7 protein-coding genes are annotated in these 10,221 nt (G+C 68.9%); 3 read left to right on the plus strand and 4 right to left on the minus strand.

Features of this window, described 5'->3' with window-relative positions; translation table 11 throughout:
• Positions 1 to 17: 17 nt before the first annotated feature.
• Positions 18 to 839 carry a hypothetical protein gene (locus ACOJUJ_RS09525; RefSeq protein WP_420126630.1) on the minus strand — a complete coding sequence of 274 codons (822 nt, stop codon included), beginning with the start codon at positions 837 to 839 and terminating at the stop codon, positions 18 to 20.
• Positions 840 to 1,251: 412 nt separating this feature from the next.
• On the opposite strand from ACOJUJ_RS09525, the gene ACOJUJ_RS09530 reads away from it, so the two are divergent.
• Together ACOJUJ_RS09530 and ACOJUJ_RS09535 are read left to right on the plus strand one after the other, a co-directional pair.
• Positions 1,252 to 2,745, plus strand: coding sequence for a polyamine aminopropyltransferase (locus tag ACOJUJ_RS09530; protein ID WP_420126631.1), 1,494 nt, complete (start codon positions 1,252 to 1,254; stop codon positions 2,743 to 2,745).
• A 20-nt stretch (positions 2,746 to 2,765) separates the two neighbouring features.
• Positions 2,766 to 4,262 (plus strand): FAD-dependent oxidoreductase, encoded by a 1,497-nt coding sequence (locus ACOJUJ_RS09535; protein ID WP_420126632.1) that lies wholly within the window; start codon positions 2,766 to 2,768, stop codon positions 4,260 to 4,262.
• A gap of 575 nt (positions 4,263 to 4,837) precedes the next feature.
• Here the strand turns inward: ACOJUJ_RS09535 and ACOJUJ_RS09540 are convergent.
• The 3 genes from ACOJUJ_RS09540 to ACOJUJ_RS09550 form a co-directional block, all read right to left on the minus strand.
• The gene (locus ACOJUJ_RS09540) at positions 4,838 to 5,245 is read right to left on the minus strand and encodes a hypothetical protein (protein ID WP_420126633.1); all 408 of its coding nucleotides are present in this window, start codon (positions 5,243 to 5,245) and stop codon (positions 4,838 to 4,840) included.
• A 215-nt stretch (positions 5,246 to 5,460) separates the two neighbouring features.
• Positions 5,461 to 8,409, minus strand: coding sequence for a DNA/RNA non-specific endonuclease (locus ACOJUJ_RS09545; RefSeq protein ID WP_420126634.1), 2,949 nt, complete (start codon positions 8,407 to 8,409; stop codon positions 5,461 to 5,463).
• A gap of 168 nt (positions 8,410 to 8,577) precedes the next feature.
• On the minus strand, positions 8,578 to 8,997 hold the full coding sequence (locus tag ACOJUJ_RS09550) for a nuclease A inhibitor family protein (protein ID WP_420126635.1): 420 nt from the start codon (positions 8,995 to 8,997) through the stop codon (positions 8,578 to 8,580).
• A 918-nt stretch (positions 8,998 to 9,915) separates the two neighbouring features.
• Here ACOJUJ_RS09550 and ACOJUJ_RS09555 point away from each other — a divergent pair.
• Positions 9,916 to 10,221, plus strand: a 306-nt coding sequence (locus ACOJUJ_RS09555; protein WP_420126636.1) for a helix-turn-helix domain-containing protein, incomplete at its 3' end; no start/stop codon positions are given.

Raw genomic sequence — 10,221 nt, forward strand, 5'->3', positions numbered from 1 at the left:
GCGTAGAAGGAGCGCAGTCAGGGCACATCGAAGTCCGATACGGCGTCCAGGTACGCCTCGGGTGAAAGCCCGTGCGCGGCGGCCAGCGCCTGGATGGCCTCGTCGCCCGGTACGCAGCCGTTTTCGATGCGGCGCAGGTGCCGCGCGGACAATCCCCGCACCCCCGACTGATTGATCCCGCGGCTCTGGCGAAGCGCGCGCACCGCCGCGCCGAAGCCCTGGTCGTGGGCGCGCCGCACCGTCTCGGCGCGGGCGCGGAGGCGCGGATCTGCCGCCATGCGCACGTCGTCCAGCGTAAGGTGCACGTCGCCGCCGGGCCAGTGCAGAAAGATGCCGTCCGGCTCTACCTGGAAGCGCGGCCGCTCGGCGACGGGGATGCGGCCCAGCGCCGGGTACGCGTCGAAGCCGGCCTCGAACTCGTTGAACGCGCAGGTGACCACCACCAGCCGGTCGCCCAGCACGCCGGCGGTGGCGATGGTCTCGTGCTGCACGCCCATGGCCCAGGCGCGCAGCACGCGGCCGGGAAGCTGGTCGTCGTGGTGCACCACCAGGTTGCGCAGGGTGCGCAGCCCCGCGCGCTTGAGCAGGTACGGCACCCATTCCGGCTCCACGTCGCTGCGCACCAGCAGCGCCTGCAGCCGGTTGTGCCGATTTGCCTCGGTAATGCAGGGCGCCAGCGCCTCCAGCCGCGTGGCCGGCGTAAACACGAACAGCTTTCGTGCGGCGGCGGCCTCGCCCGTGTCGCACGCGTCCAGCATGCGGATGCCCGCGTGCGCCGGCAGCCCGTCGCCGCGCAGGTCTTCGCCCAGCAGAACGGTGAGCGTGTTCAGCGATACCATCTCAATCTCTCCGGTCGGGGCACACCTTGGCGTTCCACTCGCGCAGCAGCCGTCGTTTGTGCTTCATCACCTGTTCGAACAGCGCGGCCTGCTCCGCGGGCCCGAACTCACCGCGCATCCGCAGCGTGTGCTCCCGGTTGAGGCCGCGCTTGCGGCCCCGTGCGCAAAAAGAAGATGCGCACCACGTACTCCCCCCGGCGGTAGACCTCGAAATGCTGGGGGTAGTGATCCGAGGCCGGAAAGTAGCACTTGAAGCCGGGAACATGGAACGCATCCACCTCTCCCATGATCATCTACCCGGACACGCGGTGAGGACATACACCTATTCGACGTCGAAAGATACAATGTCCGAAGCCTCGCTGACAAGTCCCTGCGCTCGTCTGGTGGGCCGCTGGCGCGCGGAGGGGCGCGCGTGAACGCGGCTCTCTTCATCACCGTGCTGCTGATCGCGGCGTGCGGGCTGGTGTACGAGCTGGTGGCGGGCGCGCTGGCCAGCTACCTGCTGGGCGACAGCGTGCTGCAGTTCTCCACCGTCATCGGCACCTACCTGTTCGCCATGGGGGTGGGGAGCTGGCTGTCGCGCTGGGTGCACCGCGGGCTGGCCTCGCGCTTCGTCACGGTGGAGCTGATGGTGGCGGTGGTGGGCGGCTTCTCGTCCACCCTCCTCTTCCTGGCGTTCGCCTTTACGGACGCGTTCCAGCTCCTGCTGTACACGCTGGTGTTTATCATCGGCGCGCTGGTGGGGCTGGAGATCCCGCTGCTGATGCGGCTGCTGCAGAACCGGCTGGAGTTCAAGGACGTGGTGGCCAACGTCCTGACCTTCGATTACCTGGGCGCACTGGGGGCCTCGCTCCTGTTTCCCCTGGTGCTGGTGCCGCGGCTGGGAATGGTGCGCTCGGCGCTGCTGTTCGGCATCATCAACGCGCTGGTGGCGCTCTGGTCCATCCACCTGTTCCGCGAGATGCTCCCCCGCCGCGGCCGCCTGGTGGCGTCGAGCGCGGTGGTGCTGGCGGCGCTCGCGGCGGGGTTCGCGGGGGCGGAGCGCATCACGCGCACGGCGGAAACCAGCCTGTACGCGGATCCCGTCGTCCTCACCCGCACCTCGCCGTACCAGCGCATCGTCCTTACCGCCTGGCGCGACGACCTGCGCCTGTTTTTGAACGGCCACCTGCAGTTCAGCTCGCGCGACGAGTACCGCTATCACGAGGCGCTGGTGCACCCGGGGCTGGCGGCGCTCCCCGGCGCCCGGCGGGTGCTGGTGCTGGGCGGCGGCGACGGGCTGGCCGTGCGCGAGATCCTGCGCTATCCGGGGGTAGAGGTCACGCTGGTGGACCTGGATCCGGAGATGACGCGCCTGTTCAGCACGCACCGCGAGCTGGTGCGGCTGAACGGGGGCGCCCTGGCCTCGCCGCGGGTGCGGGTGGTGAACCAGGACGCCTTCCGCTGGCTGGACGAGACCCGGGAAAGCTTTGACTTCGTGGTGGTGGACCTTCCCGATCCCTCCAACTACGGGGTTGGAAAGCTGTACACCACCGCGTTCTACCGCCTGCTCTCGCACCACGTGAACCGTGGCGGGATGGTGGTGGTGCAGAGCACGTCACCCCTGTTCGCGCGCTCCGCGTTCTGGAGCATCGATACCACCCTGCGCGAGGCGGGGCTGCGCACCTGGCCCTACCACCTGTACGTCCCCTCCTTTGGCGAGTGGGGCTTCGTCCTTGCCGGCCGGGACGACTACACGCCCCCGGCGCGGCTGCCGCAGGGGCTGCGTTACCTTACGCCTGGCACGGTGCCCAGCCTGTTCGAATTTCCCGCCGACATGCGCCCGGTGCCGGTGCAGGCCAACCGCCTGGACGACCAGATCCTGGTGCGCTACTACAGCGAAGATTGGGAACGGATCACCCGCTAGGGATCTCGCGCCGGGCCTTCGTGGCCGCGGTGGCCGCCGCGCCGTTCGTGGCGTGCGGCCGCAAGACGGAGCGGCGGATCGGGGGCGGCTTCGTGGACGACGGCGGCGCGCGCGGCCACCGCCTGCGCGACCGCGTGCCCGCCGCCGCGCCCCGGCGGACGGAGCGCGTGCCGCTGGTCATCGTCGGCGGGGGTATCGCCGGGCTTTGCGCCGCGTGGCGGCTGCGGCGGCGCGGCCACACGGACTTCGTGCTGCTGGAGCTGGAGGACGAGCCCGGCGGCAACGCGCGCTCGGGGGTAAACGAGGTCACGTCGTATCCGTGGGCCGCGCACTACGTCCCCGTCCCCGACGCGCGCGCCACCCACGTGCGGGAGCTGTTCGAGGAGCTGGGCGTGCTGCGGGACGGCGTGTGGGATCCGCGGATGCTCGTCACCCAGCCCCGCGAGCGCATTTTTCGCTGGGGCCGCTGGCACGAGGGCTTCGAGGCCGCGCTCGTCCGCACCCCCGCGGACCGCGACGAGTTTCGCCGCTTCGCCGACGAGGTGGCGGGGATGCGCGCCACGGGGGCGTTCACCATCCCCTCGTCGCTGGGCGTGCGTCCGTCGCCGCTGGACGGGGTGTCGATGGCGCGGTGGATGGACGATCGCGGCTACCGCTCGCCGGAGCTGCGCTGGTACGTGGACTATGCCTGCCGCGACGACTACGGCGCCGCGCTCGCGGAAACCTCCGCATGGGCGGGCATCCACTACTTCGCCTCCCGCGCGCCGGACGGCGAAACCTCAGGCCCGCTCACCTGGCCGGAGGGAAACGGGTGGATCACCCGCCGGCTGATGGAGCGCGTGGGCGAGCACGTCCGCACCGGGGCGCCCGTCCACCGCGTGGAGCGCGCCGGCACCGGCCTGCGCGTGCTGGCGGGCGACACGGAGTACCGCACGGATGCCGTGGTGTGGGCCGCGCCGTCGTTTCTGGCGCCGTACGTGGTGGAGGGCGCGCCCGCCGTGCGCTTTGACTACTCGCCGTGGATCACGGCGAACCTGACGCTGGACCGCTGGCCCGAGGAGCACGGCTTTGAGCCGGCGTGGGACAACGTGATCCACGGCTCGCCGTCGCTGGGGTACGTGTCGGCCACCCACCAGACGCACGCGTTTCGCCCGGAGCGCACCGTGTGGACGTACTACCACGCACTCTCCGGCCACTCCGCAGCGGAAGCGAGGGCCCTGCTGCTGCGCCGTGGCTGGGCGGAGTGGAAGGAGGCGATTCTGGCGGAGCTGGAGACCGCGCACCCCGACATCCGCGCGTGCGTCTCGCGCGTGGACGTGATGCGCATGGGCCACGCGATGGTGCGCCCCACGCCCGGCTTTCTCGCCGATCCCGCACGCCAGGCGCTGGCCCGCGCCCCCGGCCCCGTCTTCTACGCCCACTCCGACGTGAGCGGCCTCTCGCTCTTCGAAGAGGCCCAGGACCGGGGCATCGCCGCCGCCGATCGCGCGCTCGCCTGGCTCGGCCGCCCGGCGTAATCCTCGGATCCGGCAAAAAGAGGACTTCTCACGCAGAGTTACCAGAGTTAGCAGAGTTTTCTCGTGCTGTTTCCTCTGGGCTCGTCCGTATCGACCAAAGGACAGGCCTCACACGGAGTCAACGGAGTTAACGGAGTTTGCTCGTGGCGTTTCCGCTGATCTCGCGCTGAAGCCGAACGCCGGAGTGTCGGGTGCAGATGGGGCGGTCGGCGAGGCAGGACCTTTTGTGAGAATGTCGGAAACGCGATACAGAAGGAATGCGGCAGGGAGCCATCCGCGTTTTTTGGGAGAGGCATGCGGATCGGTGGATGACCGTTCGGAGCGCACAGAAACACGTCGCTCGCACCACCTGATGCGCGATCTTGTGAACCCTCCACCACCTCGACAATTGAGGTGAGCGGCACGGAGTCTGGACGGAGACGGAGAGTATTCCGAAGTCGCGGCGGCCGCATCGAACGATCCACATCCAACGATCACGGACACGAAAGGCCCTCCCCCGGGTTATGCCGGGAGAGGGCCGCGTTCGTTATCGACCACAGGGAGCCAGACCGTCACGAGTCGCGGCGGACGCGGGATCACCCCGAGTCGTCCGGCTCCGCGCCGTCTGCTTCAGCGTCCAGCAGGCGCGCCAGCCAGAGCGGCAGCTCCGTGCGTGCGTCGGCGTGCAGGGAAGCAAGACGCTCCAGCAGGGCGGCGCGAGCGTCCGCCTGCTGACCCTCGGGGATGCCGTCCAGCAGGATGGCGAGCGCGGCCTGCGCTGTGTCCTCCGAGAACTCTCCCCGGCTGGCGCCCCGGTTCACGTACCACGCTGTGAGCTTGCGCAGAGTCGAGCGGTACGGCCGCGTCCCGTTGACGAAATGCTGCAAGCCCATGGGGCTCATCGGGATGCTGCGCGCCACCGCCCGCAGGGAGGCCTCGGCGACGGCACGCCGTGCCGCCTCCCGGATGGCCTCGACAGGCACGTGCGGGCTAGGCGGAGGCATGCGTCACCTCCCCTTGACGGCAGCCGCCCGGCCGCCGTCCAAACCGTATAAATCCAGTAGTGTTACACTCTCCAGTCTACGGCCCCGGAGGCGGCTTAACAAGAGGCGCGTTCCGCATCGTCAAAACACGCCAATGCTGGACAGCGTAAACAAAGCGAACGGGGCCGCATCCGTGTGGATGCGGCCCCGCTTTTTTCCTCAATCCGCCAGGCGAATCAGAGGCTTTCGATGCTGGCGATGATGCGCTGCGCCGCCGCCCGCAGCTGCGCCGCGTCCGCCGCCGTCAGCCGGCCGGCACCCGCCAGGGCATCCACCTGGCTGATGAAGGCGTTCAGCTGGTTCACCGCCGTGTGGCCCTGGCCGCGGGCCAGCGAGGCGTCGGCCGCGCGCAGCTTGGCGTTGAGCGCGTTGCCGTTGCCGTGGTGCAGGCTGCCGCCGGCCACCAGCGCGTCCACCGCGCCCGACAGGCCGTCCACCGCCTGCCCCGGCGTCCGCACCGTCACCGTCGCCGTGCGCACACCCGCGGCGCCGTCGTCGTCCGTCACGCGCACCGTCACCGTAAAGGTGCCGGCCATCGTGTAGCGGTGCGACAGGGCAAAGTTGTCGCCGTTCAGCGCCAGCGCCTGCGCGCCACCGCCGTCGCCGTAGTCCACCGTGGCCGTCCACTGGTCCGCGCCCGGATCGCCAAAGCTCCCCGTGGTCGCGTACACCTCGCCCTGCAGCAGCGAGCCGTGGGCAAACGCCGCCACCGTGGGCGCCACGTTCATCACCGTCACCGTGGTGGTGGCCGTGTCGGCCGCGCCGTACGGGTCGGTCACGATCACCGTCACCGCGTAGTTGCCGTTGTCGGCGTACACATGGGTCGGAGCCGCGCCCGTACCCTCGGCGCCGTCGCCAAAGCTCCACGCGTACGTCAGCGCGTCACCGTCGGGGTCCGACGAAGCGGCCGCGCTCAGCGTGACCGACGAGCCCTCGATGCCCACGTACGGGCCGTCCGTGGCCGCCACCGGCGCGCGGTCCTTGCTCTCCACGATGCGCTCGATGCCGTTGGGCAGCGCGTCCAGCAGGTCGTAGCCCGTGCGCGCCTCGATGTCGTCGACCGTGGTCTCGTACATCGTCCACGGGTTGTTGCGGATGCCGCGGGCCGTCGCCGTGTCGTTGGGCATGCGGATGGCCAGCACCTGCAGGTCGCCCGTGCCGTGCACGTCGTCCAGCCCCTCGCCGCCGTCCATCACCACCGCCACTTTCCAGGTCCACGCCGGGATCTGCACCCGGCCCTCGCCCTTGAGCGTGGCGGGGTTGGCCGTGTACTCGCCGCCGGCCACCACGTAGATCTCCTTGCCCTGCTGGCGGGCCAGGTCGTTCAGGTAGTTCTCGAACTGGCTCCAGGGACCCTGGTTGTTCTCACCCGCCTGCGGGACGATGTTGGTCAGCAGGAAGGTGGACGCGTTCTCCTGGAACGTCGCCGTGCGGCTTTCCGACTGCACCATGTGGCCGCGGTCGTACCCGCCGTTGCGGTAGTTGAAGTCCACCACCTTGTAGACGCCACCCGGCAGCGTCTGGTCCGCGGTAAAGCAGTCGCAGCGCGGCGCCGAACCGAACTGCGTGGCGTTGATGTTCCACGACACCCACGCCGGCGCGCCGCGCGTCTCGCTGTACAGCGAGGCGAACTCCGGCTTGTTCACCGCGATGCCCGTGGCGCCGTCCGGCGTGCCGAACTCCAGGTGGTTGCGGTAGACGGCCGTGGTGGGCACCTCCGCCGGCAGGATCTCGATCGAAGCGCTGCCCGAGCCGCCGTTGCTGGCGGTGGCCGTGATGGTGGCCGAGCCCACGCTCAGGCCGTTGATGTAGCCCAGCGAGTCCACCGCCGCCACCGACGGGTTGGAGCTGGTCCAGGTGTAGGTGACGTCGGTGACCACCTGCCCGGCCGAGTTGCGCGCCGTGGGGAACGCCGGCTTGGTGTAGCCCACGGGGATCTGGCGCGGGGCGTTGATGCTCAGGCTTACCGTGCCGTTGCCGCCACCGGTGCCACCGCCCGTGTTCACCGCGCCCGGCGTGCCGCGGTCGCCCGAGCCAAAGGTGGCCGTGCTGTTGGCCCACGCGGCGCCGTTCATGTTCACGTTGTCGCTGGCCGGGTCGATCAGCGCGCGCGACGTGCCGGCCGTCACGCTGGTCCACGCCACCGAGTCGATGGTGGCGCCCGCCCCGTCACGCAGCGCCAGCCAGTCGGTGCCGTTACCCAGGTTGAGCGTGGTGGCGCCGGCGTACACGTAGTTCACCGTGACGCCGCCGTTGGTGGCCGTGTTGCCGTTGCGCCCCAGCACCACGTAGCCGCCCGCGGCGATCACCACGCTGCTGGCCACGGTGTGCGACACGTCGTTGTTCGACGCGAGGGTCCAGCCGCTCAGGTCCACCGCCGTGGTGCCGCGGTTGTGCACCTCGAACCACTCGCCGCTGGCGTCCAGCACCGCGCTGGGGTCGGCCAGCACCTCGTTGATCACCAGGTTGCCGGTCCCGCCCACCGGGGGCGGATCCGTCGGCGGCACGGTGGCGCCGTCGTTGGCGGCGCCCGGCGTGCCCTTGTCGCCCAGGCCGTACACGGTGGTCTGCGTGGCCCAGTTGGGGCCGCTCATCACCAGGTTGTCCAGCGTGGCGTCCGTCAGGCCGCGCGACGCGCCCGTCGGGGGCGACGCGGTGCCCCAGCTGACCGAGTCCAGCGAGGCGCCGGAGGGGTCGCGCAGGGCCAGCCAGTCGGTGGCGCTGTTGTTCAGGTTGAACTGCTGGTGGGCGTACGAGTAGTTGGCCGTAACGCCGCCGTTCTTGGTGGGGTCGCCGTTGCGGGCGAGGACCGCGTAGCCGCCGGCCGGCACCACCACGCTGGTGTTGATGACGTGCACCGCGTCGTTGTTGGACGCGATGATGTAGTTCTGCAGGTCGATGGGCGCGGTGCCCGTGTTGTACACTTCGAACCACTCACCCAGGGTGTCGTCGACCCCCGACGGGTTGGGCATGATCTCGTTGATCACCAGCGGAGAAACGGCGGTGGCCTGCAGGTCCAGGCTGGCACCGGCGCTGGCGGCGTCCGTCACCTGGTCGTTGCTGCATGCCGCCAGCACCAATCCAAGCGCAACGACACCCAGGCCGCGCATCGTGAGATTGTTCATGTTGGGGAGGGTCCGGAAAAAGGAACGCGCCCTCGCTGACAAGGAGAGGGCGCAGGCACCGCGGGAGAACACTTGAACTTACCTTATCAGACACCCGCAGTCAAGACTTTTCGGAGCCTGCTGCGTCACGGATGTGTAGCAGGGGCCGCACCTTACGTGTCCATCCGTTCACGTTTCGATGGCCACCGTCCGCACCCCCGCCAGGTTCCCCCTTCCATCTCCGCCCACAACGTAGCACTGCACCTCCACGCGCCCCGTCCGGTACACCGTCGTCCCGTTCAGCGATGTGCGAAGCAGCTCGCGCAGCGCCTCGTAGCGCGGGCGAAGGTGCTGCGCCCCGGTGTCGGCCGGGTCGATGGTTTCAATGTGCCGCATGAAGAAGTCGTCCAGGTCGCGCTCCTCCACCGGGCCATGCGCCCCAATCAGCGCGCCGAACGCCTCCGCTCCCGGCGGTGCGTCGCCTCCACCGGGGAGCGAGCAGAACTCGAAGGGCCGGTCGGACTCGCTGCCATACGTCAGCCCCGCCGCGGCCCGCTCCACGCGTTCCCGCAGCGCCGGATCGGGGGATGTGGATGATGATTCCGTCATCTGCACTTTCCGTTGATGAAAACGCACCGCCTGGCGGAGAGCCATTCCGATACGCAAAAAGAATGGGGCCTCACACAGAGTCAACAGAGTCAACAGAGTTTTCTCCTGCCGTTTCCTCGAATTCGTGGCGAAACCACGAAAGGAATGGGCCTCACACGGAGTTAACGGAGTCAACGGAGTTTTCTCGTGCGCGTTTCCTCTGCCGTCGCGGTCGGGGGCGGGATTCCCAGGTGTCGGGTGCAGGCAGGGCGGTCGACGAGGCGTGATCTTTTGTAAGAGCTTCGGAAACGGGAGGTAGATGGAATGCGGCAGGGGGCCATGAGAATTTTTTTGAGCAGGATACGGATCGCTCGACAATTTCCGGAGCGCACCGGAGCATGTCGATCACACCACCTGATGCGCGATCTGGAGAACCATCCGCCCGCTCCAATTCCAGGGACAACCACCGTGTCCCCGCACGCGCCGTCGTGGAGACCCGCCGAGAAGTGTCACACAGGGTGGACAGTGGAGCATGCGCAGCCACGAGGTGCCGTCGACGCAGCCGATTGTGGTTCAACGACTTGCGTGGAGGGTGGAGAGACGGCGCCGGGGTTGCCTTACCCGTTGCCGGCTCGCCGGACGCACCTCTCCGACGCTTCACCCTCCATCCACGCAGAGACACTCCCATGATCCGCTTCCGAAACGTACTCGCTCTCGCGGCGCTCGCCCTTGCGCTCGGCGCCGCGGCCGACGTGCAGGCCCAGTCCAGCGTGCAGTCCGGCATGTCGCGGTGGCGGGGCAGCCGCAGCGAGCAGCTCATCAACCAGGCCGTGCGCCATTATACCAAATCCGGAAATAGATTAGGTATTCTGGGGTGCGCCGTTTACATTGAGAAGTGTGGGAGCAGTGCTTGCTACTACCCGCCTCAGGAGCGACCGCATGAGCCGCCGTATCCGCGTAGAAGGGCATCTGAGCACGGACGAGCTTCAGCAGCGGTACCGCAGCGCCACGCACCCTGCCGAGAAGATGCATTGGCAGGTTCTGTGGCTGGTTGCAAAGGGCGAATCGGCGGAAGAGGTGGCACGGGTAACCACGTACACGGCCAACTGGGTACGGGAGTTGGTCCGCCGCTATAACCGTGGTGGGCCGGAATCGGTTCAGGATGGGCGCCGTGGCCACTCGGGACGGCGCCCGCTCCTTTCTCCAGAGCAGGAAGCTGAACTGCCCGTGGCGCTTGAGGGATCC

It is taken from the genome of Longimicrobium sp., from assembly GCF_048594345.1.
In the GTDB taxonomy this organism is placed as follows: Bacteria; Gemmatimonadota; Gemmatimonadetes; order Longimicrobiales; family Longimicrobiaceae; genus Longimicrobium.